Raw genomic sequence first — 23,774 nt, 5'->3', positions numbered from 1 at the left:
TAAGGAAAATCCTGGATAAAAGCGTTCAGTTTGAAAGGGCGGTTCCGTTCGGCGCTGTTCAGGGGCCTGATAGCACACGGTTTGACCACTGTCGTCTTAAGATCACAATTCAGAAATTCTTCCCCCCGGAAGGAACGGGTTTCTCTACACTCCAGGTAATATTCACTGGAGGCATGACATCATGGCGAACACCATCACGGCTGATGACATTCGGGAACGCTTTTCGCAGGCTATGTCGGCGATGTACCAGCAGGAAGTTCCGCAATACGGCACTTTGCTCGAACTGGTCGCGGACGTAAACCTGGCGGTTCTGGAAAATAACCCGCTATTACATGAACAACTGGCTAATGCCGATGAACTGGCGCGCCTGAACGTGGAGCGCCACGGGGCGATCCGCGTCGGCACGGCACAAGAACTTTCAACCCTGCGTCGTATGTTTGCCATTATGGGTATGTACCCGGTCAGCTATTACGATCTCTCTCAGGCGGGGGTGCCGGTCCACTCAACAGCGTTTCGTCCGGTAGACGATGCGGCGCTGTGCCGTAATCCGTTTCGTATCTTTACCTCACTGCTGCGTCTTGAACTGATTGAAAACGTTGCGCTACGTGAACGTGCTGCGGAGATCCTGTCACATCGGAACATCTTCACCCCGCGCTGTCTGGAACTGATCGATCTCCATGAGTCGGAAGGGCACTTAACTGACGCACAGGCGCACGAATTTGTGCAGGAAGCGCTGGAAACCTTCCGTTGGCATCGTCATGCGACGGTCGATCAGGAAACCTATTTGGCGCTGCACAACGAGCACCGGCTTATTGCCGATGTGGTCTGCTTCCCGGGGTGCCATATTAATCACCTTACGCCGCGCACGCTGGATATCGACCGGGTGCAGGAGCTGATGCCGAAGTACGGTATCGAACCTAAAATTCTGATTGAAGGTCCGCCTCGTCGAGAGGTTCCCGTCTTATTGCGTCAGACCAGCTTTAAGGCGCTGGAAGAACCGGTGCTGTTTGCCGGTGAACATAAAGGCACCCACACCGCGCGCTTTGGTGAGATTGAACAGCGCGGCGTAGCCCTGACCCCGAAAGGTCGTGAACTGTACGATAGCTTGCTCGCACAGGCCGGTACCGGTAAAGATAACCTGACCCACCAGCTGCATTTGCGGGAGATCTTTAACGCTTTCCCGGACAGCGAAATGCTAATGCGTCGTCAGGAGCTGGCCTATTTCCGCTACCGTCTGACGCCTGCGGGGGAAGCGCATCGCCACGCGTTTCGTCCCGGAGACGATCCGCAGCCGCTGATTGAACGCGGGTGGGTGGTCGCTCAGCCAATTACTTACGAAGATTTCCTGCCGGTCAGCGCCGCAGGGATATTCCAGTCCAATCTCGGGAACGAAACCCAGGCGCGCAGCCACGGTAATGCCAGCCGTGATGCCTTTGAAGCGGCGCTGGGCTGCCCGGTGTTTGACGAGTTTACGCTTTATCAGGAGGCTGAAGTACGTAGCAAACAGCGTTGCGGTTTGCTCTGAAATCGTTACTCTGCTGGGGTGTGATGGAAAATATAAGGTCGTTATGCAAAATCCTTCCGCCCCTGTGGTTGAAACGCGCTGCGGCGCACTGGCTGGTTTAACCGATGAAAATGTCCATGTCTGGTGCGGTATTCCCTACGCCGCACCGCCCGTGGGCGAGTGGCGCTGGCGCTCCCCGCGACCGCCTGAATCGTGGGATGGACTTCGCGAAGCCACCGCCTTTTCGGCCTCAAGCTGGCAAAGCAGCGAGTATTGTCAGGAGTTAGGGGGCGGCGATCCGGGCCAGTTCTCTGAAGATTGTCTTTATCTCAATGTCTGGTCTCCCGTTGACCGCGTGGAGCCGCTTCCGGTGATGGTCTGGCTGCACGGCGGCGGGTTTACCATTGGTGCTGGTGGTCTGCCGCCTTATAACGGTAAAGCGCTGGCAACGCGCGGTGTGGTAGTGGTGACGATCAATTACCGCCTCGGTCATCTTGGCTTTTTCGCCCATCCTGCACTGGAGGGCGAAGAAGATCGCGTCGTGCATAATTTTGCCCTGCTGGACCAGATTGCTGCGCTCGAATGGGTGCGAGAAAACATTGCCGCGTTTGGCGGCGATGCCAACAATGTGACCCTGTTTGGCGAATCTGCTGGCGCACGCAGTGTGCTTTCACTGCTGGCCTCTCCGTTGGCAGAAGGGTTGTTCCATAAAGCGATTGTACAAAGCGGTTATACCTTACCTGACACGCCGCGCGAGCAGGCATTGCAGAAAGGGGAAGCGCTGGCCGCCCATTTTGGCCTGGAGAATGCGACAGCTGAGGAGCTACGAGCTATCCCGCCCGATGCATTCTGGCCGTTAACCGCACCGCTGAACATCGCCCCGGCGCCCATCGTCGGGGATTGCGTTCTGCCGGAAGCGATGCTCGATGTCTTCTTTGCCGCCCGACAACATCCTGTGCCGGTGATGATTGGTTCAAACAGCGATGAAGCCAGCGTGATGGCAGTGTTTGGCATCGATCTCGCCGGGCAAATCCAGAAACTGCGCCGCGAACGTCGTTTTGGGTTGGGGCTGATTAAATTGCTCTATCCGGGCGTTAAAGGGGACGAAGAGCTGGGCAGACAGGTGTGCCGCGACATGGCGTTCACGACAATGGGATATGTGGTGATGCAGGCTCAGCAGCGCATCGGCGGATTGTGCTGGCGTTACTGGTTTGATTACGTTGCGGAAGCGGAACATGCCACCTATATCAACGGTGCATGGCATGGCAACGAGGTTCCCTATGTGTTTGATACCCTTGGTCAGGTGGAACCGTCGCGTCAGTATGTCAATACACGCGATCTCCAGTTTGCTGCCCACGTTGCCGATTACTGGGTAAGTTTCGCGCGTGACGCCGGTCGTCGCGACACCCTGCCAGGGCCCACTCACTGGCCCGCATGCCGCAAAGGGCGGGACGTTATGTTACGCATTGGAGTGAATAAACATGCAGGTTTCAGGCTTGAAAACCGCTTTATGCGCGCCCGCATGAGTCTCTTCAAGCGGGTGATGAAGCATCACGTCAGCCTCGACTAAGCAAACAAGCGCGAAACGCCGCCAGCCCATTTCCCTCGTCAGGCGTTTCGCGCAGCACCAGTCGGTAGCTCGCGCCGGTTTTTATACTTGTCTCATAGGGCCGCGTTAGCCTTCCGGCGCGGACATCTTCTTCCACCAGTGTTTCGTCGGCAATGGCGACACCCAGCCCCTGAATGGCGGCCGTAATAGCCAGATCCATTGTGTCGAAGTGTTGATTTTTGTGCATAACAAAACCCGGGCCTTCCTGTTTTGCCAGCCACAATGACCAGTCTGTCTTATCCCTCGTCGGGTGAAGAAATGTCAGCGTTCCCAGTGCGGCGCTCGCACGCATGGGGCTAAGCACCGGGGTTAACGCCTCTTCAAACAACAGGTCGCCAGCACTCATGTGTGTGCCGAACACAATGGCCGCGTCGTAAGATTCGGTTTTGAAATTAACGTTGTGATCGGTGGTGGTAGTCAATGCAATTTGCAGGTCTGGCTGTTCACGCTCCACTTCCAGCAGGCGGGGTACCAGCCAGCGCATTGCACAGGTGGGGGCTTTTAAGCGGATGACGGTTTGCTGGCTACGGGCTTGATCTGCCACCGTCAGCAATTGCTCAAAAGAAGATTGCAGTTCAGGAAGCAGGGCGCTTCCCTGCGGTGACAGCCGCAGCCCACGCGCATGACGCTCAAATAGCGGAAAGCCAAACCACGCTTCAAGGGAAGCGATTTTGCGGCTCACGGCTCCCTGGGTCAGGCAAAGCTCCGCGGCGGCGTGGGTGAGATTCAGGTGACGCGCGGTGACTAAAAATGCGTCGATGGCATTGAGCGGGAGCGAACGGCGCGACATATAAACACCTCAGCTATGCATTTTTCTCATGGCTATTATGACAACAATTCGATTGTCCCGACAACTCACTTGTTGTTTGAATAGTTATGCAATGTCCATGAGAAGGGAAAGAGGATGACTTTACGAACGCCGGTGCAAACACGCTCTAAATTGCCTGATGTGGGTACCACCATTTTTACCGTTATTGGCCAGCTTTCGGCGCAGCATAACGCGATTAACCTTTCTCAGGGCGCACCGAATTTTTCCTGCGACCCGAAGCTGATTGCGGGTGTCACCCGCGCGATGGAGGCGGGACATAACCAGTATGCGGCGATGACCGGTCTGCAGCCGCTAAAAGAGCGTATCGCGGATAAAATTGCCACCCTCTACGGCACGCAGTATGACCCAGGTAGCGAAGTACTGGTCACTGCCAGCGCCAGCGAAGGACTTTATTCGGCAATCAGCGGGCTGGTGCACCCGGGCGATGAAGTGATTTACTTTGAACCGTCATTTGACAGTTACGCCCCGATTGTCCGGCTGCAGGGGGCAACCCCAGTCGCCATCAAACTCACGGTGCCGGATTTTGCCGTCAACTGGGATGAAGTGCGTGCCGCGATCACCCCGCGTACACGTATGATTATCATCAATACCCCGCACAACCCGAGCGGTCAGGTTTTCTCAGCCAATGACCTGCAGCAGCTGGCGGCGCTGACGCGCAATACCGATATCATTATTTTGTCTGACGAAGTGTACGAACACGTCGTTTTTGATGGGGAACCGCACCACGGGATGGCCACCCACCCGCAGCTGGCGGAGCGTAGCGTGATTATCTCATCTTTCGGAAAAACCTATCACGTCACCGGGTGGCGAGTGGGGTACTGTGTTGCCCCGGCGGTACTGATGGACGAGATTTGTAAAGTCCATCAATTTTTAATGTTCTCTGCCGATACGCCAATGCAGCACGCATTTGCTGAGCATATGGTTGATCCGCAAACCTGGCTGTCGCTGTCAGCGTTTTACCAGCGTAAGCGCGATCTGTTGCGGAGCCTGCTTGAAGATTCGCCATTTACCTTGTTGCCGAGTGCCGGATCGTTCTTCATGCTGGCGGACTACAGCCAGTTTAGCGAAGAGCGTGACAGCGAGCTGGTGAAACGACTCATCGTTGAGTATGGCGTTGCCACCATTCCGCTGTCGGCGTTTTATGCGGACGGCACGGATAATAAATTGATTCGTCTCTCTTTTGCGAAAGATGAGGCGACGTTACGGGCAGGTGCCCAGGCCCTGTGTCGGGTTAAACCACGCTGAGGAGTATTGGATGAAATTACGCGCGTTAGTTGTCGGCATGGGATTGCTGTGTACCTTTTCTTCCTTCGCGGCTACCGAGCTGCGTTACGGTCTGGAAGCGGAATATCCGCCGTTTGAGAGCCGCAATGCGTCGGGCGAACTGGAAGGGTTTGACGTTGAACTGGGGAATGCTATTTGTAAAGCCGCAGCGCTGAAGTGCACGTGGGTCGAAACGTCGTTTGATGCGTTGATTCCGGGGCTGGTGGCGAAGAAATTCGACGCGATCAACTCGGCGATGAATATCACCGAACAGCGCCGCAAGAGCATTGATTTTACCCAACCGATCTACCGCATTCCGTCTCAGTTGGTCGGCAAGGCCGGTACAGCGGTAGAGGCTACACCCGAAGGGCTGAAGGGTAAAACCATCGGTGTGCTGCAAGGCTCCATTCAGGAAACCTATGCGAAAGAGCACTGGGAAAAGCAGGGTGTCACCGTGGTGTCTTATAAAGATCAGAATATGGCATGGGGCGATCTGCTGAATGGTCGTATCGACGCCTCGCTGGTTATGTCCGCGGCCGGGCAGGCAGGTTTCCTCAGCAAGCCGCAGGGGAAAGGGTTTGGCTTCATCGGCAAACCGGTGTCTGACGACACTATCCTCGGCAGTGGGATCGGTTTTGGGTTGCGTAAAGGGGATGAGGCCACCAAAAAGCAACTTGATACCGCGATTGATAAAGTACGTGCCGACGGCACGATCGCTAAACTCGCTGATAAGTACTTCCCGGGTATCGATGTCAGCGTAAAATAACCGCCTCATTGGCCCCGGTGATTGATGTCGCACCGGGGCATTTTTATACACATTTTCCTGGTTTTCTTTACACCACTTTCGGGCCGTTCTGGTCGACAGAAAATATTTCACACTTTGTTCATATAATCACCGGCCAACAATTGGATTCTTAACCATTTTTGTTTAGGCTGTGCGTTCTTTCTTGCCGTCATTTCGCCGAGCGCGAAACACATTCACACGACCATAAGGACGTTTTTCCAGGCATGAATCGCAGACGTTTTCTAAAAGGCTCGCTGGCAGTGGCAGCCCTGAGCGGCACATCTGGCCTTGCTTCCCTGTTTTCCAAAGCGGCATACGCTGCTGACTCTGACATTGCTGACGGTCAGAGCCGTCGTTTTGACTTCTCCGTACTGCAATCCATGGCGCATGACCTGGCGAAAACCCCATGGGGTGGTGCGCCGCGCCCGCTGCCGGACACGCTGGCAACCATGACGCCGCAGGCGTACAACGCCATCCGCTACGATGAAAAACAGTCGCTGTGGAATAACATTGAAGGGCGTCAACTGGACGTACAGTTCTTCCATATGGGAATGGGATTCCGTCGCCGCGTGCGGATGTTCTCGCTTGACCAGTCTACTTCTATGGCGCGCGAGATCCACTTCCGTCCGGAGCTGTTCAGCTACGGTGAAACGGGTGTGGATACCAAACAGCTTGAAGGTCAAAGCGATCTCGGCTTTGCGGGCTTCCGTGCGTTTAAAGCCCCTGAACTGGCGCGTCGCGATATCGTCTCTTTCCTCGGTGCGAGCTATTTCCGTGCGGTTGATGACACCTACCAGTACGGTCTTTCCGCTCGTGGTCTGGCGGTGGATACCTTCACCGACACGCCGGAAGAGTTCCCGGATTTCACCTCCTTCTGGTTTGAAACCGTTAAGCCGGGCGATACCACTTTTACCGTCTACACGCTGCTGGACAGCCCAAGCATCACCGGCGCTTATAAATTCGTGATCCACTGCGAAAAGAGCCAGGTGATCATGGAGGTGGAAAACCATCTCTATGCGCGTAAGGATATTAAGCAACTCGGCATCGCGCCGATGACCAGCATGTTCAGCTGTGGTAATAACGAACGCCGCATGTGTGACACCATTCACCCGCAAATTCATGACTCCGACCGTCTGGCTATGTGGCGTGGTAATGGGGAGTGGATCTGTCGTCCGCTGAACAACCCGCAGAAGCTGCAGTTCAATGCGTATATGGACAAAAACCCGAAAGGGTTCGGCCTGCTGCAACTTGATCGTGATTTCTCGCACTATCAGGACGTGATGGGCTGGTATAACAAACGCCCAAGCCTGTGGGTTGAACCGCGCAATGACTGGGGCAAAGGTGCAGTTGGTCTGATGGAGATCCCGACCACGGGTGAAACGCTTGATAACGTGGTTTGCTTCTGGCAGCCGGAAAAAGCCGTCAAAGCAGGCGACGAGCTGGACTTCAAATATCGCCTTTACTGGAGCGCCATGCCGCCAGTGCGTTCTCCGCTGGCAACGGTCTTCGCGACCCGCACCGGGATGGGTGGCTTCCCGGAAGGCTGGGCACCAGGCGAAAATTACCCGAAAGTGTGGGCCCGTCGCTTCGCTATCGACTTCGTCGGTGGCGACCTGAAAGCGGCTGCGCCAAAAGGCATCGAGCCGGTCATTACACTCTCCAGCGGTGAAGCGAAGCAGGTTGAGATCCTTTACGTTGAACCGTTTGACGGCTATCGCATTCTGTTTGACTGGTATCCAACATCCGATTCGACAGATCCGGTGGACATGCGTTTGTTCCTTCGCTGCCAGGGCGACGCGATCAGTGAAACCTGGCTGTATCAGTATTTCCCGCCAGCACCGGACAAACGTCAGTACGTTGATGACAGGGTAATGCGTTAACGATCGATTCCCTCTCCCCAAGGGAGAGGGTTAGGGTGAGGGGTCATGACCGCAGCACAATCCGAAATTATCCCGGTGTCTGACACTGTCGAACTTCGCGCCGTCGAAGAGCGTTATGCCGCCGAACTGCACAGCCTCGTCGTCAAAAACAGAGCCTTTCTGCAAACCGCCTTTGACTGGGCGCAGCACGTGGGCAGCGAAGAAGATACCCGCCGTAACGTGCAGAGTAACCAGATGCTGCACCAGCGCGGCTACGCCAAAATGTTTTTGATCTTTAAGGATGATGGGCTGATCGGCGTGCTGTCGTTTAACACGATTGAACCGGCCAACAAAGCCGGGTACATCGGCTACTGGCTGGATGAAGCGCATCAGGGGCAGGGGATCCTCTCTCAGTCATTGCAGGCTTTTATGCGTTACTACGCTGAACGCGGTGAAATCCGTCGTTTTGTGATTAAGTGTCGGGTCGCGAATCAGCACAGCAACAAAGTTGCCCTGCGCAACGGTTTTACGCTGGAAGGTTGCCTGCGTGAAGCGGAATTCCTGAATGGTCATTTCGATGATGTGAACATCTACGGCAAGATTTATACGCTATAGCGCGCCCAGCAGGGGCGTGCGGGTAATGCGCTGGTTGCCATTAATCACCTTTTCGCCGCGCAGATGAATATTCTCACCGGCAAACGCTTCAATCACCGCATCGTCGGTGATTTCAACCCGATGCTCAATCAGCACATCGCCGCTGATCCTCGCCCGTCCCTGAATCACCACTTTATCATCCAGCATGATCGGCCCGCCGCGCAGCCATGCCTGACCCCCAATCAGGACGTGGTGTTTAATGATGCAGTTTCCTTCTACCACCGCATCCTCCGCGACCTGAGAACTGTAGCGCACGGTAGGAATAGCATCCTCGCCAAAACCGGCAATCACGCGGGCGTTGCCATAGACCTTTGCGCAGTCGCATACCCAGACGTTATTCACATCGTTGCCTTCAAGGATAGCGTTGTCGAATATTTCGGCTCGGTGCTCAACAAAGGCATAATGCACCATCGCATCACCGTAGATTTGCGCCTGATGCACAATGCGTGACTGGCTGACTGTCGCGTTATCGTAGATTTGCAGGATCTGTTCATTGTCCGGAGTCAGGCCTTTGGCGGCAATGACCACGCTGTTATGAAGCACGCGAGCCTCCCCATAAATATGACACTCACCCCGCACGCAGGAGTGTTGGATGGTGACGTTGTCACTTATTCGAGCCCCATGGCTGACTTCAGCCTCGTCCAGCCAGCAATTGTCGCCGATATGCGCTTCATGGCTGATGATGCAAGGCAGGGTAAGCCGCGCGTTGCCAGACACGATCGCACCGGCAAAGACCACGCTGTTTTCGTCGTAGATCCAACAGTCACCGTCTTGTGCGAGGGCGCGTTCATCGTCAATCCATCCGCCTTTTGTACCGACCGTCACGTCGTTAAAATCAGTCGTGGCGATAATCTGTCGCAACGTGGTCGAGTGTGTTGTCTCGCCGTTTTTCCATTGCCAGAGGCGTGTATCATCGCTAAGGCGATATTTGTTCATCTTGATGTCTCTGATAGGCGTCTTAACTAAACGTAGCAAATTTTTCGATTTTCGAACGGTTGGCAAGCAGACGGTAAACGACTTAAAATGGCATTCAAAATGCACTTTCAACTTATGCAGGATCAGGAAAAATAATGACCGTCGATGAGAATTACTTCACAGGGAAATATGGCTTAACCCGCACGCACTCAGAAGTGCTGTTCAGCGCTAATATCGTTAAGCTGGGTAAAACCCTGGATCTGGGCTGTGGCAATGGCCGTAACAGTCTCTACCTTGCCGCTAACGGCCACGAGGTGACAGCCTGGGATAAAAACCCGATGAGCATTGATAATATCGAGCGCATCAAGGCTGAAGAAGGGATCGACAACCTCCACACGGCGATAAAAGATCTCAACACCCTGAGTTTCGACGGTGAATATGATTTTATTTTGTCCACTGTCGTGCTGATGTTCCTGGATGCAAAAACCATCCCGGGTCTTATCGCTAATATGCAGCGCTGCACTACACCAGGCGGCCACAACCTGATTGTCGCCGCCATGGATACGACTGATTATCCGTGTACCGTCGGCTTCCCGTTTGCGTTTAGAACGGGTGAACTGAGCAACTACTATGAAGGCTGGGAGTTGCTCAAATACAACGAAGACGTTGGCGAACTGCACCGCACCGATGAAAACGGTAACCGCATTAAGTTGCGCTTTGCCACCCTGCTGGCACGCAAACCTGCTTAACGGGCGGCCAGCAGACAGAGTTGCAGGGCAGTCTGGTAAGAGGCCTCGAACGACGACAGCGGCAGAAATTCAAACCTCGAGTGGAAGTTATGCGCCCCGGTGAAGAAGTTCGGCGTGAGCAGTCCTTTTGCTGAGAGTGCCGCGCCGTCTGTACCGCCGCGCATTGGCGTCGGTTTAGGCGTGATGCCGAGTGATTCCATCGCCTCAAACATCAGGTCGATAGCACGCCTGTCTTCGCCAATCGCATTGCTGATATTGCTGTAGGTGTCTTCAATGCGATAGTCGACGCTTGCCGTTGGATACTGAGCAGCAATCAGCGCTGCGACGTCGGCAATCTGCTGCTTACGGGCGGCAAAACGCGTTTTATCAAAATCACGGATATTCGCTTTGAGGACGGCCTCGTTTTGTCCCGCCTGAATGCCGTTAAACCAGATATACCCCTCACGACCTTCGGTACACTCTGGGGTTTGCTGACGATCAAAATGGTTGATGTAGTCGGTCGCCATCAGCAGGGGGTTCACCAGTACGCCTTTGGCGGACATGGGATGTGCCGTCACGCCAGTAAAGCGGATCTCCGCTGCCGCGGCGTTAAAGTTTTCATAGACAATTTCCCCCAGCTCGCAGCAATCAATTGTCCAGGCAAAATCAACGTCGAAGCGTTTCAGATCGAGCGCCTTCGCGCCGTACAGGCCAATTTCTTCATCCGGGACAAATGCAACCACAATGTCGCCATGCTGATGCTCTGCCGTCAGGTTTTCCAGCACGGTCATAACGACGGTAACGGCTGATTTATTATCTGCGCCTAATACGCTGGTTCCGTCGCTGAAAATAATCTCCTCATCCGGATAGGCCAGAATTTCAGGATGCTCTTTTACGCGTAACCAGATGTCTTTGTCTTTATTCAGACAGAGGTCTTCACCTGTAAATGTTAATATCTGCGGATGAATATCGGGCGATAAACCCACGTCGACGGTATCAATATGGGTAATAAAACCAATGCGCGGCGCACCGGCGACGTTGCCTTTTTTCACCGCGGTCACCGTGGCGAATTCATCAATCACAATGTCGTCTAACCCCAGTTGCGCCAGCTCTTGTGCCAGTTCTCGCGCCATGTCGTGCTGGCCTGGCGTAGAGGGCAGCGTTTTTACTTTGGCATCGCTCTGGCTGGTGATGGAGAGATAGCGAAAAAAGCGGTGCGTTAATTGTCTGGAAAGTGACGAGCCCATAGTGATTTATTCCTTATTTATTTTTCAGGTGTTTGCCACTTCACTTTAATGTTATTTATGAGATGGCAAAAGAATTAATTAGCCGTCGAATTAAAAAGACAGGAATAAATGATGAAAAGCAAACTCACAATCTTAACGCTGGCTCTTGCTGCACTCACCGTCAGTTCCACGGTCGCCGCAAAAACGCTGGTGTATTGTTCCGAAGGATCACCGGAAAACTTCAATCCTCAGTTATACACGTCGGGTACCAGCGTGGATGCCAGTGCCGTACCTGTTTATAACCGGCTGGTCGATTTCAAACCTGGCACCACGGAGCTGGTACCCAGCCTGGCAGAGCGTTGGGAGGTGAGCGACGACGGTAAAGTCTATACCTTCCATCTGCGTAAGGGGGTGAAATTCCAGAGTAATAAATTGTTCACGCCGACCCGGGACTTTAACGCTGATGACGTGATCTTCTCGTTTATGCGGCAGAAAGATGTGAATCATCCTTACCATAACGTCTCTAATGGCAGCTATTCCAATTTTGAAAATCTGGAGTTTGGCAGCCTGATCACCGCCATTGATAAAGTCGATGACCACACCGTGCGCTTTACGCTGGCACACCCGGAAGCGCCATTTGTCGCCGATCTGGCCTGGTATTTTGCCTCGATCCTCTCTGCGGAGTATGCCGACGCGATGCTGAAAGCGGGGACTCCTGAAAAGGTGGATATGGAGCCGATTGGCACCGGGCCGTTTAAACTCACACAGTATCAGAAGGACTCCCGCATTCTCTTCACTGCGTTTGCAGACTACTGGCAGGGTAAATCGAAGCTCGATCGGCTGGTGTTTACCATCACGCCGGATGCTTCAGTACGTTTTGCCAAAATCGAAAAGAACGAATGTCAGGTGATGCCGTTCCCGAACCCAGCCGATTTACCGCGTATGAAGGCGAACAAAGACATCAACCTGATGAGCAAGGCAGGCCTGAACACAGGTTTTCTGGCGTTTAATACGCAAAAGCCACCGCTGGATAACGTTAAGGTTCGCCAGGCGCTGGCCATCGCCATCAACAAATCAGCCATTATTGACGCGGTGTTCCATGGCACGGGGACTGCCGCGAAGAACCTGCTGCCGCCAGGCGTATGGAGCGCCGACAGTGAACTTAAGGATTACGATTACGATCCAGAAAAGGCAAAAGCGCTGCTGAAGGAAGCGGGTTTTGCTAACGGGGTGAACATTGATTTGTGGGCAATGCCGGTGCAACGTCCGTACAACCCGAATGCGAAACGTATGGCCGAAATGATTCAGGCCGACTGGGCGAAAGTGGGCGTACAAACTCACATTGTCACCTATGAATGGGGGGAATACCTCAAGCGCGTGAAGGGTGGTGAACATCAGGCTGCGCTGATGGGCTGGACGACCGCAACGGGCGATCCGGACAACTTCTTTGGTCCGCTATTTACCTGCACGTCTGCAAATGGCGGTTCGAATTCGGCGAAGTGGTGCTATAAGCCGTTTGATAAAATTATTGCGGAGGCAAAATCAATAACCGATCACGATAAACGTGTGGCGCTATATAAAGAGGCTCAGCAGATGATGCATGACCAGATGCCAGCGGTGATGATTGCGCATTCAACGATTTTCGAACCGGTGCGCAAAGAGGTGACGGGTTATGAAATTGACCCGTTTGGTAAACATCTGTTCTGGCAACTGGATATACATCAGTAATTTTTCACTGCCCGGTGCACATCCGGGCAGTCTTTTTGCAATTTGTGCTCCCGACATCATTTTTTGTCACAACACTCACCCCAGTCTTTTGCTATAACTTCAAATGCATACTTGCAGATAACATGGAAAACCATCATGCGTACTCAAACTTTTTTAAAAGTTGCAGTGCTTACTGGTCTGTTGGCTTTGGCGGGTTGTTCATCAAAAGTGGCTGCTCCCGATCAATACTCAGGCTTTTTAAAAGACTATTCTGGTTTAAAGGAAACAACTTCTGCAACGGGTAAACCGACCTTACGTTGGGTTGATCCGTCATATAACGAAGCCAATTATGACAATATTGTCTGGAACCCGATTACTTATTATCCGGCTCCAAAACCAACCACGCAGATTGGTCAAAGAACACTGGATGAGTTGCTGAGCTATACCAATAACAAAATGAAAACCTCGATTGGTCAGCGTAAACCGATCGTTACCAAACCAGGGCCGCGTAGCCTGATCTTCCGTGGTGCGATTACCGGTGTAACCTCTAAGCAAGAAGGTTTGCAGTTCTATGAAGTGGTGCCAGTGGCACTGGTTGTTGCAGGTACGCAAATGGCGAGCGGTCACCGTACCATGGATACCCACCTGTATTTTGAAGGTGAGTTGATTGATGCGAAAACCGGCAAGCCTGTCATTAAAGTCGTTCGTAAAGGCGAAGGCAAAGAGCTGGCTAACGAAAATACCCCAATGGGCTTTGCAACTCTGAAACAGGTTGTTGATGACATGGCGACCGATGCCACCATGTTTGATGTGAAAAAGACCATGAAATAACCAGGAAAGGCCTGCATTGCGCAGGCCTTATTTATTTACGCTGTTCGTAAGCGCCTGAACCAGGTTTCGGGTTTAGTAAACATCACCATATTCCCCCCCAGAATCAGCAATAACCCGACGATACCGTTTATATGCCACACGTAACCTTCATAAACCGTTGAGATGGAGAGGGCGACCAGTGGGAAGAGCAGCGTACTGTAGGCCGCTTTACCTGGGCCGATACGTCCTACCAGCGTAAAGTAAGCGCCGAAAGCAATCACCGAACCAAACAGGGCCAGATAGAGCAGCGCGCCAATGTAGCTCACCGTCCATTCCGGGGTGAAACTGTCGCCTCTGAAGAGGGCAATGCAGCCCATCACCAGTGTGCCATACAGCATCGCCCAGGCGTTGGTGGTCATGGTTTCAAGGCCTTTGCGTTGATGACGCATGCTGATCATATTGCCCAGCGAGAAGCCGTAGGTACCGAGTGCGGAAAGACCAATACCTGTCAGGAGTGACGCGCTCCAGCCGCTGGCCAGAAGGTCGTCCCAGAAGAGGGTGATAATACCAATTAGCCCCAGAGCCGCTGCGGTCCAGAAGCGCGCAGGCGGACGTTGCCCGAAGAAAATAAAGCTGTTGATGGCGTTATAGAGCACCGCCATTGAGAAAATCACAGATTCCAGCCCGGTGTTGATGTGCGAGGCCGCGGTATAAAAACACCAGAAGTTAAAGCAAAAAACGCAGCATCCCTGAAGTAAGCAAAACAGATGATCCCGCAGCGCCAGTTTGCGCAGTCGACGCAGGACGAGTAACACCACCATCATCGTGAGGCTGGCAACCGCGAAACGCCAGAAAATGGATACGGGCGATGCCACAGGACCTTGCTGCAGGAAAATTGCAATCCAGGTAGTTCCCCAGATAATTACCACCAGTCCGTATAATAATGCGTTCATACTTTTTCTCTTCTCAAACCACGGAAGTGGGCAGTATGGTGTGCTGAGCCGCAAGGGGCTTGCACCGGCTTGCGGTAGACTTGCAAAATCTTGCGCTTTTTTCTTTTATGGGGACTGGCAACGGGCGGCAACAATTCTTAGACTGATTATCTGATCAATAACGCGCTAACGGTTATGTCTCACGCTTACGATACCTTTGAAACGCTGTGCCAACAGAATGCGGTCCTGCGGGAAACCGTCTCGCTGAACTCGGGTATTCAACTGGCCGCGTGGTACAACAAGCACGATACGATAACGGTAAAAAGCAATCATCATACCCTTAGTCTGTACGTGGCTGACGGTTACGAAAGTTATCAAAAAACGCCGGGCGGCTGGAAAAACGGTGGCGGTCCGGATCGTTTCTGTTTGATGCCCAAAGAGAGCGAATCAACGTGGGATATCCGGGATGACCTGTCGTTTGTGCATCTCTACTGCACCGATGAACATCTGCGCGACGTGGGGGAAAAAATCTGGGACAAGCGGCCACTTTCGCTGACCCTGGACGAGCGTATATTCGGCAGTGATCCGAAGATAACTACGTTGTACCGCCAGTTTTTACTCGGCTGCGACTGGCAGCAGCACGCCAACCAGCTTATTCTGAGCACGGCCTCTACGCTGCTGTTAACCCATTTGCTGCAAAATTACTCTAATGTTCAGTGGAAACTGCCGGTCGTCACGGGCGGGTTATCCCCGTTCGTTCTGCGCAATGTGCTGGCCTTTATCGAAGAAAACCTGGGGCAGCCCCTGACGCTGGCAGAACTGGCGGCGCAGGCCGCCCTCAGCGAATACCATTTTGCCCGCATGTTTCGTCAGTCGACGGGGCTGGCGCCACATCAGTATGTGATGCAGCGCAGAATGGAAAAGGCGAAAGCGCTGGTACAACATACTGCGACGCCGCTGACGGACATTGCGCTCGCCTGTGGGTTTAACTCCGCCAGCCACTTCAGTAACCGCTTTCGCAGCGTGACGGGAATGACGCCTTCACAACTACGTGCGGCGAGTGCGTGATAACAGGGCGTAGCATACTCCTCCCAGAACCAATCCCCAGAATGCCGAACCAATGCCCAGGAGTGTCACACCGCTCGCAGTCATCAGAAATGTGACTATCGCCGCGTCACGTTCCGCTTCGTGATTCAGTGCCTGATACAGACTCCCGCTGATGGCCCCCAGTAACGCCAGACCTGCCAGCGTCTGGATCCAACTGAGCGGTAGCGCCGTCATGATTGCAGTAATAGAACCACCGAAAATACCGGCTAACAGATAAAATCCCCCGGCCGCGATGGCTGCCAGCCAGCGTTTAGCGGCATCCGGGTGCGCATCCGGGCTCTGACAAATGGCGGCGGTAATCGCCGCGATACAGATGGAAAAGACGCCAAAGGGCGAGAACAGCAGTGCCAGCCCGCCCGTAAAGATAATGAGCGGCGAAACCGCCAGTGGGTAGCCAGAGGCCTTCATCGTGGCGAATCCGGGGGCATTTTGAGAGGCCATGGTCACCAGGAAGAAAGGGATACCCACGCTCACCAGGCTAGTGAAGGTGAAGGAGGGTGCAATAAACTCTGGCATAACGAGGGAAAGGGTGAATTTATCCGTGACAACGTCACCACCCGCCCAGGCCACGATGCCGCCTGCCAGAAGCGTAACCACAATGGCATAGCGGGGTGCCAGCGCTTTTGCCATTAGCCACGCGGCAATCATGCTGCCGCACAGCAGAAAGTGCCCCTCCAGATGGGCAAACGCATGCAGACCAAACTGTAAAAGCACCCCTGCCAGCATGGCAGCAGCAAGCGAATGGGGGATCAGCTTCATCAGCCGGGCGAATAACCCGGTGATGCCGCAAAGTAAAATGAGCGCATTGGCAAAGATGAACACGCCGATTGTTTCAGCCAGCGTGACACCGTGCAGGCTGGTCGCGAGCAGCGCCGCACCGGGCGTTGACCAGGCGGTAAGCACTGGTGCTTTATACCACCAGGAAAGCAGCAGCGTGCTGACTCCCATGCCGATCCCGAGTGCCGTCATCCAGCCCGCAATCTGTTGCGCATTTGCGCCGGCTGCCGCTGCGGCCTGCCAGATGATGGCAGCAGAACTGGCGTAGCCGACCAGGACGGCGACAAAACCCGCCAGAACGGCTGGAACAAAGTGTGTTGAAGAGGCGCGCATGAAAACTCCGTTGTGCGTTATAACGTCTGAGATAAGGTAACACTGTGCGTTATAGCGTACAAGTGGTATGCTCATCATCACCAGGAGGGAACATGGACATCACACAACATCTTGCAACCACACTGAAAACACTGCGCCAGGATCGCGGCTGGAGTTTGTCGAAGCTGGCAGAAGAGACAGGGGTTTCAAAAGCGATGCTCGGGCAAATCGAGCGCAATGAATCCAGCCCGACGGTATCGACATTGTGGAAAATCGCCACAGGACTGAACGTACCGTTTTCCACCTTTATCACCCCAGAGGCGGACAAGCAGGCTGTTTTTGACCCGCAGCAGCAGGCCATGGTGGTAAAACCGCTGTTCCCGTGGGATGAGACGCTGAAGTTTGATCATTTCTCCATTACCCTGGCTCCCGGCGCGCTGAGCGAGTCCACACCGCATGAAGCGGGGGTGATTGAACATGTGGTGGTGGTAAGCGGCGAGCTGGAGATGCAACTGGAGGGGGAGTGGCAGACAATTCCTGCCGATTCAGGCATCCGTTTTGCCGGGGACAAACCCCACGCGTACCGTAACAGCAGCGACCGGGCGGTGCATTTTCACTCCCTGATCCACTATCCCCGCTAACACTACGCAAAACTGTTTCGCTGTCGCATACTTCTGACTACAATAGCCGCCATTTTGACCATAACGGATAACGACGAAGTATGCGCCTGCAATCCCATCATCTTGAACTTTTAAGCCCGGCCCGCGACGCCGCCATTGCCCGTGAAGCGATCCTTCACGGTGCAGATGCCGTCTACATTGGCGGTCCTGGCTTCGGTGCCCGCCATAACGCCAGCAACAGTCTGCGCGATATTGCTGAACTGGTACCGTTCGCCCACCGTTTCGGGGCGAAAGTGTTCGTTACCCTGAACACCATTCTTCATGATGATGAGCTGGAACCTGCGCAACGTCTGATCACCGATCTCTACCAGACCGGGGTTGATGCCCTGATTGTTCAGGATATGGGCGTTCTTGAGCTGGATATCCCACCAATTGAACTGCACGCCAGTACCCAGTGTGATATCCGCACCGTTGAGAAGGCAAAATTCCTCTCCGACGTCGGCTTTTCGCAGATCGTTCTGGCGCGTGAACTGAACCTGAACCAGATCCGTGATATCCACCAGGCGACAGACGCGACGATTGAATTCTTTATCCACGGCGCGTTGTGCGTGGCCTATTCCGGCCAGTGCAACATTTCTCATGCCCAGACCGGGCGTAGCGCTAACCGTGGCGATTGCTCTCAGGCGTGTCGCCTGCCATACACTCTGAAAGACGATCAGGGGCGCGTGGTGGCGTTTGAAAAACACCTGCTTTCCATGAAGGATAACGATCAGACCGCCAACCTTGGTGCGCTGATTGATGCAGGCGTGCGGTCCTTCAAGATTGAAGGGCGGTATAAAGATATGAGCTACGTGAAGAACATCACCGCGCACTATCGTCAGATGCTGGATGCCATTATTGAAGATCGTGGCGACCTGGCACGCGCGTCAGCCGGTCGTACCGAGCATTTCTTTATTCCGTCGACGGATAAAACCTTCCACCGTGGCAGTACCGACTATTTCGTGAATGCCCGTAAAGGTGACATCGGTGCGTTTGACTCGCCGAAATTTATCGGCTTGCCGGTAGGTGAAGTACTGAAAGTGGCGAAGGATCATCTGGACGTGGAAGTGACGGAGCCGCTGGCGAACGGCGATGGTCTGAACGTAATGATCAAACGCGAAGTGGTCGGTTTCCGTGCCAATACGGTCGAAAAAACCGGAGAAAATCGCTATCGCGTGTGGCCGAATGAAATGCCAGCCGATCTCTATAAAGCGCGACCGAACGCAGCACTTAACCGTAACCTGGATCATAACTGGCAGCAGGCACTGCTGAAAACATCCAGCGAGCGTCGCATCGCGGTGGATATTGAACTGGGCGGCTGGGAAGAGCAGCTGATTTTAACCATGACCTGTGAAGACGGCATCAGCGTGACGCATACACTTGATGGCCAGTTTGAGGTCGCCAACAATGCGGAAAAAGCGCTAAACAATCTGAAAGAGGGTGTGGCGAAGCTGGGGCAGACAATTTACTACGCGCGTAACATTGAGGTAAATCTGCCGGACGCACTCTTCGTGCCGAACAGTCTGCTTAACCAGTTCCGTCGTGAGACGGCGGAAATGCTCGATGCGGCTCGTCTGGCTCACTACCCGCGTGGTAGCCGTAAAGCCGAAGCCGTCCCTGCACCTGTTTACCCGGATACGCATTTATCGTTCCTGGCTAACGTCTACAACCATAAAGCACGTGAATTCTATCATCGTCATGGCGTACAGTTGATCGACGCGGCCTATGAAGCGCATGAAGAGAAGGGGGATGTGCCGGTGATGATCACCAAGCACTGCCTCCGTTTTGCCTTTAACCTGTGTCCAAAACAGGCTAAAGGGAACATCAAGAGCTGGAAGGCCACACCTATGCAACTGGTGAATGGTGACGAGGTGTTGACCCTCAAATTTGACTGCCGCCCTTGTGAAATGCATGTAATTGGCAAGATGAAAAACCATATCTTCAAAATGCCAGCGCCGGGCAGTGTCGTAGCCTCAGTAAGCCCGGACGAACTTATGAAAACCCTGCCTAAACGCAAGGGTAATTAACGAAAGTGTGTATCCGGTTTGCGCGATTTCTGCCACAGGTGGTGTTCGCGCAAACCTTCCGCTGATTCTTCTGCTGCACTGCGTAATTCATCACTGTCTGCCTCATGACGAAGTTGATGTTCGACATTTTTCACCCACAAATATTCATGGCCTTTATGTCCCGCCATCAGCTGGCCGGAGAAAAGGGCGCAGACCAGCATGACGAGCGTTAACCCCTTTTTTAGCATTGACTTACCCTTAGAGAAATATTCCCCGCCAGCATGCACGTAGTTTCGTAGGGTTATTATTGGCTTTTTCAAATTAGCGCAAAGAATATGTCATCGTCCTCGACAGGATTTATTTCCGGGTAGTGGTGCGGATTTATCCTAAAATGCGAATTATTTTTGTCATATCCTAAAATTTGGTATCAAAATATGGCAGTGATTTAAGGACTAATCTTATATAATAAGATTTCTCTGACAAAGGAATGGATCTGATTCAATGAAAAAAGTCATGTCAATAGCGCTACTGGTCGTTGCCGTTGGGGCTGTTGTAGGTATGAATGTTAACTGGAGTGGCGAGCCGGATTATATCCAGTCAGCAGAAGCACGGGTCGGTTCATATTTAACCAGTGATTACGGACGCGTAGCGTGTAATAGCAAGAAAATTGATGACCAACATTGGGAATTAGGGTGTACCAATCCGTCGAAAGGTAAAACATTCCAGTTTGCTGTTTTCTCAGCCGACAGAGCGCCTTATGGTGTATCGCGCCCATTCTATCTGGAAGCAATCAACGATGATGCAAAAGAGAGTGCTGAACAGGGGCTGATGCGTTATTTGCAAATCAATACCAAAGCGGGTTAATGGCTCTGTTTAGCTTTTGTTGAGTTCAGACATGCTAGGTTGTCATTGATCCGCCGCCCGACCATGGAGTGTCGGGACGTAGACATGAAAATACAAATCTATCCATGCAAGCATTTACCGCCAGATAATGGCGGTTTTTTTTGCCTGTAAACGGGCCGTCAGCGCGCGGGCCGGGCAAACTGTTTACGATACTGGGCAGGGGAAAGCGCGAACTGCTGACGGAAATGGTGGCGCAGGGTGGCGGCCTGACCAAATCCGGTTTGCTCAGCAATGCTGTCGATGCTTAAACGGCTGCTTTCCAGATAATCTTTCGCCCGCAAGAGTCGTTCATTGAGCAGCCAACGCGCAGGTGTGGTGCCTGTCGCTGCCTCAAAGCGGCGCAGAAAGGTGCGCTGGCTCATACCAACGCGACGCGCCAGCGAGTCAACGCTGTGAGAAACGGTGAGGTGATTGTGCAGGAAATCGAATAACTGGCCCAGTCGCTGACTCTCCCGTAGCTGCGCTACCGGGCGACTCAGTTGCTGCGGTAAAGACCCGTCCCGGTGAGGGGGAATGACCAGCCGACGCGCAACGCTATTGGCCGTTTCCATTCCATAATCCCGTCGTACAACGTGCAGGCAGAGATCAATTCCTGCCGCACTGCCTGCGGAGGTAAGAATATCTCCCTCATCCTGATAGAGTACATCCTCGACCACCTGGATGTCAGGGTAACGGGCTTTAAGCGCGTCAAGATAGCGCCAGTGCGTCGTGGCTTTACGTCCATTCAGCAACCCCGACGCTGCCAGCACAAAGACCCCCGAACAGATGGACAGCAGCTGGCAGCCTCGCGCGCTGGCCTGGCGTAATGCCTCGCAAAGAGTGTCCGGGACAGGTGAATCCAGGCCTCTCCAGCCAGGAACCACGATCAGATCGGCAGATTCAAGCAGGCTTAAATCGCCATCGGTTATGATACGGATCCCACCGGTTGCCCGAAGTTCACCGCTATCAATACCCGCCACCGCAAAACGATACCATTCTTCCCCCAGTTCAGGGCGGGGCAGACCAAAGATCTCCACCGCCACGCCAAACTCAAAGGTACACAGACCGTCATACGCCAGCACAACAACCAGCGGCCGAGTTATCTGTCTTAAGTTTGTCATCTTTTTGCTGTTTTCTGGCATACGCGTGGGCATTCACGGGCTGAATTTGTGGATAGAGTAGTGTTAACACAAACGCCAAAGATGAGGAAGTATCATGAGTTATGTTACTGAATTTCCGGCTGCGGAACCGCAGGAAGCTGTCACCCATTTTCTGCGCCGCCTGAGCGTCGAAACCGACTGTGCTGATGTGCATCATGCCATCGTCAACCAGGAACAAGACTTTGTGCTGCTGCACGTAGTAGGGAGTCCGGAGCAGTTTGCGCGCCGTCATGTGCCAGGTGCATTACATCTGCCGCGTAGCCAGATTACCGCTGAGCGCATGGCGCAATGGCCTGAAGGCACGCTTTTCGTTGTTTACTGCGCCGGGCCGCACTGTAACGGCGCGGACAGAGCGGCGCTTAAGCTGGCACGACTCGGGCTACCGGTCAAAATTATGCTCGGGGGGATCACCGGCTGGGAAGATGAAAAGTTCGCCTTTGCCAGCAGCGAAACCGCTGCCGCGCTATGAAGATGAATTTCGTGGAAGAGTCTCGTTTGCCGAAGGGATAAAGACACGTCTGGTGACGCAGATCGCCTGCGAAGTCTGGTAAACCCTTCATCCCCGGCGCTGCATTATAAAAGTGCAGCGCTGTATCATTCTGAGACGTTCTCTTTACATCCTGCTTTCACTTTCCCTGCAATCGCGCTTTTTCCATTCTGGCATCCTTTTTGCTCCTGGTTAGCTGGCACATTTTTTTCCGCGTCCACGCCGTAACGGACGTCTTCGCACAGCGTTCTTTTTCAGGAGTGAAAATATGCATCGTCGTACCTTATTGAAAGCCTTCGCGTTGTCAGCTTCTGTTGTTGCTATGGGAATGAGTTTTGGCGTGCAAGCGGCCGATACCATCAAAGTGGGCATTATGCATTCTCTGTCCGGCACGATGGCTATCTCCGAGACGCCTCTGAAAGATGTCGCGCTGATGACGATTGATGAGATTAACGCCAAAGGGGGCGTACTGGGTAAAAAGCTGGAACCGGTAGTGGTTGACCCGGCGTCAAACTGGCCGCTGTTTGCTGAGAAAGCTCGTCAGCTGTTAAGCCAGGATAAAGTCGCGGTCGTGTTCGGTTGCTGGACATCGGTGTCGCGTAAATCAGTCCTGCCGGTGTTTGAAGAACTGAACGGCCTGCTGTTCTATCCGGTGCAATATGAAGGCGAGGAGATGTCACCGAATGTCTTCTATACCGGCGCGGCGCCGAACCAGCAGGCGATCCCGGCGGTGGAATACCTGATGAGTGAAGACGGCGGTGGGGCAAAACGCTTCTTCCTGTTAGGTACCGATTACGTTTACCCCCGTACGACCAACAAGATCCTGCGTGCCTTCCTGCATTCGAAAGGGGTTGAGGATAAGGATATCGAAGAGGTTTACACTCCGTTTGGTCACAGCGACTACCAGACCATTGTCGCCAACATCAAGAAATTCTCCGCAGGGGGTAAAACCGCCGTGGTATCGACCATCAACGGCGACTCCAACGTACCGTTCTACAAAGAGCTGGCCAACCAGGGCCTGAAAGCGACCGACGTGCCGGTAGTGGCATTCTCCGTAGGCGAAGAAGAGCTGCGCGGGATCGACACCAAACCGCTGGTCGGCAACCTGGCCGCGTGGAACTACTTTGAGTCCGTGGATAACCCAACCAACCAGGCATTCGTAGCAGACTACAAAGCCTATGCGAAAGCACACAAACTACCGAATGCCGACACCGTGGTCACGAATGATCCGATGGAAGCCACTTACGTTGGTATCCATATGTGGGCACAGGCGGTGGAAAAAGCCGGTACCACCGATGTGGATAAAGTGCGTGCGGCGATGGCAGGCCAGTCATTCAAAGCCCCTTCAGGCTTTACGCTCACCATGGATACCACCAACCATCATCTGCATAAGCCGGTCATGATCGGTGAAATTGAAGGGAACGGTCAGTTTAACGTGGTGTGGCAGACTGAACAGCCGGTACGTGCCCAGCCGTGGAGTCCGTTCATTGCCGGGAATGACAAAAAGCCCGATCAGCCGATGAAAACCGCCAGCAACTAAGCCATTACCGCAGGGAGATAATCC

22 protein-coding genes are annotated in these 23,774 nt (G+C 53.5%); 15 read left to right on the top strand and 7 right to left on the bottom strand.

The features are described 5' to 3' along the window. Window positions 1-181: 181 nt before the first annotated feature. Both hglS and HED65_RS02420 read left to right on the top strand, forming a co-directional pair. Window positions 182-1,525, top strand: a complete 1,344-nt coding sequence (gene hglS, locus HED65_RS02425) for a 2-oxoadipate dioxygenase/decarboxylase HglS (RefSeq protein ID WP_114977274.1) — start codon at window positions 182-184, stop codon at window positions 1,523-1,525. A gap of 43 nt (window positions 1,526-1,568) precedes the next feature. Next, window positions 1,569-3,074, top strand: a complete 1,506-nt coding sequence (locus HED65_RS02420; RefSeq protein WP_114977273.1) for a carboxylesterase/lipase family protein — start codon at window positions 1,569-1,571, stop codon at window positions 3,072-3,074. On the opposite strand, the gene HED65_RS02415 is transcribed toward HED65_RS02420, so the two are convergent. Next, window positions 3,061-3,903 (bottom strand): LysR family transcriptional regulator, encoded by an 843-nt coding sequence (locus HED65_RS02415; protein WP_114977272.1) that lies wholly within the window; start codon window positions 3,901-3,903, stop codon window positions 3,061-3,063. The two genes, HED65_RS02420 and HED65_RS02415, sit on opposite strands and share 14 nt — an antisense overlap. A gap of 114 nt (window positions 3,904-4,017) precedes the next feature. Between HED65_RS02415 and HED65_RS02410 the strand changes: the two genes are divergently transcribed. The 4 genes from HED65_RS02410 (at window position 4,018) to rimL (ending at window position 8,463) form a co-directional block, all read left to right on the top strand. After that, entirely contained in the window at window positions 4,018-5,187 is a 1,170-nt protein-coding gene (locus tag HED65_RS02410; RefSeq protein ID WP_114977271.1) for a pyridoxal phosphate-dependent aminotransferase, read from the top strand. Window positions 5,188-5,197: 10 nt separating this feature from the next. Beyond that, window positions 5,198-5,971: a transporter substrate-binding domain-containing protein gene (locus tag HED65_RS02405; RefSeq protein ID WP_114977270.1), complete on the top strand. Its 774-nt coding sequence runs from the start codon at window positions 5,198-5,200 to the stop codon at window positions 5,969-5,971. Window positions 5,972-6,213: 242 nt separating this feature from the next. After that, window positions 6,214-7,869, top strand: a complete 1,656-nt coding sequence (locus tag HED65_RS02400; protein ID WP_114977269.1) for a glucan biosynthesis protein D — start codon at window positions 6,214-6,216, stop codon at window positions 7,867-7,869. A 45-nt stretch (window positions 7,870-7,914) separates the two neighbouring features. Then, window positions 7,915-8,463: a 50S ribosomal protein L7/L12-serine acetyltransferase gene (rimL, locus tag HED65_RS02395; protein WP_114977268.1), complete on the top strand. Its 549-nt coding sequence runs from the start codon at window positions 7,915-7,917 to the stop codon at window positions 8,461-8,463. Here the strand turns inward: rimL and ydcK are convergent. Then, the gene (ydcK, locus tag HED65_RS02390) at window positions 8,458-9,438 is read right to left on the bottom strand and encodes a YdcK family protein (RefSeq protein ID WP_114977267.1); all 981 of its coding nucleotides are present in this window, start codon (window positions 9,436-9,438) and stop codon (window positions 8,458-8,460) included. The two genes, rimL and ydcK, sit on opposite strands and share 6 nt — an antisense overlap. 134 nt (window positions 9,439-9,572) lie before the next feature. Between ydcK and tehB the strand changes: the two genes are divergently transcribed. Beyond that, window positions 9,573-10,166, top strand: coding sequence for a tellurite resistance methyltransferase TehB (gene tehB / locus HED65_RS02385; RefSeq protein ID WP_114977266.1), 594 nt, complete (start codon window positions 9,573-9,575; stop codon window positions 10,164-10,166). On the opposite strand, the gene pepT is transcribed toward tehB, so the two are convergent. Continuing rightward, complete coding sequence (gene pepT, locus HED65_RS02380) at window positions 10,163-11,392, bottom strand: peptidase T (protein ID WP_114977265.1); 1,230 nt, start codon at window positions 11,390-11,392, stop codon at window positions 10,163-10,165. The two genes, tehB and pepT, sit on opposite strands and share 4 nt — an antisense overlap. Before the next feature lie 111 nt (window positions 11,393-11,503). Here pepT and HED65_RS02375 point away from each other — a divergent pair, with 111 nt between their 5' ends. Further along, the gene (locus HED65_RS02375; protein ID WP_114977264.1) at window positions 11,504-13,099 is read left to right on the top strand and encodes an ABC transporter substrate-binding protein; all 1,596 of its coding nucleotides are present in this window, start codon (window positions 11,504-11,506) and stop codon (window positions 13,097-13,099) included. A gap of 135 nt (window positions 13,100-13,234) precedes the next feature. Further along, a complete protein-coding gene (locus HED65_RS02370; protein ID WP_114977263.1) occupies window positions 13,235-13,909 on the top strand; it encodes a DUF3313 domain-containing protein in 675 nt (224 codons plus the stop codon). A 35-nt stretch (window positions 13,910-13,944) separates the two neighbouring features. Here the strand turns inward: HED65_RS02370 and HED65_RS02365 are convergent, their stop codons facing one another. After that, window positions 13,945-14,841 carry a DMT family transporter gene (locus HED65_RS02365; protein WP_114977262.1) on the bottom strand — a complete coding sequence of 299 codons (897 nt, stop codon included), beginning with the start codon at window positions 14,839-14,841 and terminating at the stop codon, window positions 13,945-13,947. A gap of 174 nt (window positions 14,842-15,015) precedes the next feature. On the opposite strand from HED65_RS02365, the gene HED65_RS02360 reads away from it, so the two are divergent. Then, window positions 15,016-15,888 (top strand): helix-turn-helix transcriptional regulator, encoded by an 873-nt coding sequence (locus HED65_RS02360; protein ID WP_114977261.1) that lies wholly within the window; start codon window positions 15,016-15,018, stop codon window positions 15,886-15,888. Here HED65_RS02360 and HED65_RS02355 read toward each other — a convergent pair. Further along, on the bottom strand, window positions 15,868-17,037 hold the full coding sequence (locus HED65_RS02355) for a benzoate/H(+) symporter BenE family transporter (RefSeq protein ID WP_114977260.1): 1,170 nt from the start codon (window positions 17,035-17,037) through the stop codon (window positions 15,868-15,870). The two genes, HED65_RS02360 and HED65_RS02355, sit on opposite strands and share 21 nt — an antisense overlap. A 92-nt stretch (window positions 17,038-17,129) precedes the next feature. On the opposite strand from HED65_RS02355, the gene HED65_RS02350 reads away from it, so the two are divergent. Further along, on the top strand, window positions 17,130-17,657 hold the full coding sequence (locus HED65_RS02350; RefSeq protein ID WP_114977259.1) for a helix-turn-helix domain-containing protein: 528 nt from the start codon (window positions 17,130-17,132) through the stop codon (window positions 17,655-17,657). Window positions 17,658-17,737: 80 nt separating this feature from the next. Next, entirely contained in the window at window positions 17,738-19,702 is a 1,965-nt protein-coding gene (locus HED65_RS02345) for a peptidase U32 family protein (RefSeq protein WP_114977258.1), read from the top strand. Here the strand turns inward: HED65_RS02345 and HED65_RS02340 are convergent. Further along, window positions 19,699-19,929 carry a DUF2554 family protein gene (locus HED65_RS02340; protein ID WP_114977257.1) on the bottom strand — a complete coding sequence of 77 codons (231 nt, stop codon included), beginning with the start codon at window positions 19,927-19,929 and terminating at the stop codon, window positions 19,699-19,701. The genes HED65_RS02345 and HED65_RS02340 overlap by 4 nt on opposite strands. A 253-nt stretch (window positions 19,930-20,182) precedes the next feature. Between HED65_RS02340 and HED65_RS02335 the strand changes: the two genes are divergently transcribed. Next, window positions 20,183-20,545 carry a hypothetical protein gene (locus HED65_RS02335; protein ID WP_114977256.1) on the top strand — a complete coding sequence of 121 codons (363 nt, stop codon included), beginning with the start codon at window positions 20,183-20,185 and terminating at the stop codon, window positions 20,543-20,545. Window positions 20,546-20,703: 158 nt separating this feature from the next. Here HED65_RS02335 and ftrA read toward each other — a convergent pair whose 3' ends face one another. Beyond that, window positions 20,704-21,705: a transcriptional regulator FtrA gene (gene ftrA, locus HED65_RS02330; RefSeq protein WP_114977255.1), complete on the bottom strand. Its 1,002-nt coding sequence runs from the start codon at window positions 21,703-21,705 to the stop codon at window positions 20,704-20,706. Window positions 21,706-21,778: 73 nt separating this feature from the next. On the opposite strand from ftrA, the gene HED65_RS02325 reads away from it, so the two are divergent. Next, window positions 21,779-22,192 carry a rhodanese-like domain-containing protein gene (locus tag HED65_RS02325; RefSeq protein ID WP_114977254.1) on the top strand — a complete coding sequence of 138 codons (414 nt, stop codon included), beginning with the start codon at window positions 21,779-21,781 and terminating at the stop codon, window positions 22,190-22,192. Window positions 22,193-22,478: 286 nt separating this feature from the next. Continuing rightward, window positions 22,479-23,750 carry an urea ABC transporter substrate-binding protein gene (gene urtA, locus HED65_RS02320; RefSeq protein WP_114977253.1) on the top strand — a complete coding sequence of 424 codons (1,272 nt, stop codon included), beginning with the start codon at window positions 22,479-22,481 and terminating at the stop codon, window positions 23,748-23,750. The last annotated feature ends 24 nt before the right edge of the window (window positions 23,751-23,774 follow it).

It is taken from the genome of Pantoea sp. LS15, from assembly GCF_012241585.1.
Taxonomy (GTDB): domain Bacteria; phylum Pseudomonadota; class Gammaproteobacteria; order Enterobacterales; family Enterobacteriaceae; genus Enterobacter.
This window is presented reverse-complemented; position numbering and strand designations above follow the sequence as displayed.

Coding starts and splice junctions, on each gene's coding strand:
- HED65_RS02360 (WP_114977261.1), top strand. CDS start 15,016: ATGTCTCACGCTTACGATACCTTTGAAACGCTGTGCCAACAGAATGCG.
- urtA (WP_114977253.1), top strand. CDS start 22,479: ATGCATCGTCGTACCTTATTGAAAGCCTTCGCGTTGTCAGCTTCTGTT.
- HED65_RS02405 (WP_114977270.1), top strand. CDS start 5,198: ATGAAATTACGCGCGTTAGTTGTCGGCATGGGATTGCTGTGTACCTTT.
- HED65_RS02340 (WP_114977257.1), bottom strand. CDS start 19,929: ATGCTAAAAAAGGGGTTAACGCTCGTCATGCTGGTCTGCGCCCTTTTC.
- HED65_RS02365 (WP_114977262.1), bottom strand. CDS start 14,841: ATGAACGCATTATTATACGGACTGGTGGTAATTATCTGGGGAACTACC.
- HED65_RS02375 (WP_114977264.1), top strand. CDS start 11,504: ATGAAAAGCAAACTCACAATCTTAACGCTGGCTCTTGCTGCACTCACC.
- hglS (WP_114977274.1), top strand. CDS start 182: ATGGCGAACACCATCACGGCTGATGACATTCGGGAACGCTTTTCGCAG.
- HED65_RS02335 (WP_114977256.1), top strand. CDS start 20,183: ATGAAAAAAGTCATGTCAATAGCGCTACTGGTCGTTGCCGTTGGGGCT.
- HED65_RS02415 (WP_114977272.1), bottom strand. CDS start 3,903: ATGTCGCGCCGTTCGCTCCCGCTCAATGCCATCGACGCATTTTTAGTC.
- HED65_RS02345 (WP_114977258.1), top strand. CDS start 17,738: ATGCGCCTGCAATCCCATCATCTTGAACTTTTAAGCCCGGCCCGCGAC.
- ydcK (WP_114977267.1), bottom strand. CDS start 9,438: ATGAACAAATATCGCCTTAGCGATGATACACGCCTCTGGCAATGGAAA.
- rimL (WP_114977268.1), top strand. CDS start 7,915: ATGACCGCAGCACAATCCGAAATTATCCCGGTGTCTGACACTGTCGAA.
- tehB (WP_114977266.1), top strand. CDS start 9,573: ATGACCGTCGATGAGAATTACTTCACAGGGAAATATGGCTTAACCCGC.
- ftrA (WP_114977255.1), bottom strand. CDS start 21,705: ATGCCAGAAAACAGCAAAAAGATGACAAACTTAAGACAGATAACTCGG.
- HED65_RS02325 (WP_114977254.1), top strand. CDS start 21,779: ATGAGTTATGTTACTGAATTTCCGGCTGCGGAACCGCAGGAAGCTGTC.
- HED65_RS02350 (WP_114977259.1), top strand. CDS start 17,130: ATGGACATCACACAACATCTTGCAACCACACTGAAAACACTGCGCCAG.
- HED65_RS02400 (WP_114977269.1), top strand. CDS start 6,214: ATGAATCGCAGACGTTTTCTAAAAGGCTCGCTGGCAGTGGCAGCCCTG.
- pepT (WP_114977265.1), bottom strand. CDS start 11,392: ATGGGCTCGTCACTTTCCAGACAATTAACGCACCGCTTTTTTCGCTAT.
- HED65_RS02420 (WP_114977273.1), top strand. CDS start 1,569: ATGCAAAATCCTTCCGCCCCTGTGGTTGAAACGCGCTGCGGCGCACTG.
- HED65_RS02355 (WP_114977260.1), bottom strand. CDS start 17,037: ATGCGCGCCTCTTCAACACACTTTGTTCCAGCCGTTCTGGCGGGTTTT.
- HED65_RS02370 (WP_114977263.1), top strand. CDS start 13,235: ATGCGTACTCAAACTTTTTTAAAAGTTGCAGTGCTTACTGGTCTGTTG.
- HED65_RS02410 (WP_114977271.1), top strand. CDS start 4,018: ATGACTTTACGAACGCCGGTGCAAACACGCTCTAAATTGCCTGATGTG.